Annotated in this window: 1 pseudogene; it reads right to left on the bottom strand. The window is 63.3% G+C overall.

The annotated features are described in order from the left end of the window. Window positions 1-185: 185 nt before the first annotated feature. Window positions 186-583: pseudogene (locus tag H483_RS39840) on the bottom strand (hypothetical protein); the annotation flags it as partial.

Raw genomic sequence — 583 nt, forward strand, 5'->3', positions numbered from 1 at the left:
TCGAGGTGTTCTACAACCGTCGCAGACCACACTCCAGCATCGGGTACCGCACCCCGGCCCGAGCCTGGAACGATCACCACGCCGCCCAAGACCTATCCCGGGCGGCCTGACAGTTCAGAAATCACCGAGGAACTGTCCACATTCCTTGACACAGCCCAGATCTACGGCGCCGCTGACATCGGCTGCTATGGGGCCTGGCCGGGTAGCGGTCCCGTGAGGTAACGCTGGATGGTCGGGCCGACGAGTGCCGCGAGATTATCGATGCTCTGTTCGCGGATCGGCGGCGCCTGCAGGATGTAGCGGGTGAGGGCGATTCCCAGGAGGTGGCTCATGGATACGGTGACGCGCAGCCCGGGGTTGCTCATGTTCAGCTTCCGGCTTGCAGGTTCCAGGGCAGTGGAAACGAGGAATGAGCGAAGGCTCTCGAGTGCCTGGTCGTTCGTGAATGCGGAGACGAGGATCGCACGGAGGGGTGCGGCAGTGTCGGGGCTTTCCCAGATGGTCAGATACGCGCGGGTCAGTCGCTCGCCCCATTCCTCAACGGCGTGATCGAAGACTGCAAGAATCGTGGACGCCGCTTCGG

Origin of the sequence: Dietzia sp. UCD-THP (genome assembly GCF_000349585.1) — a bacterium.
GTDB classification, from domain to species: Bacteria; Actinomycetota; Actinomycetes; order Mycobacteriales; family Mycobacteriaceae; genus Dietzia; species Dietzia natronolimnaea_A.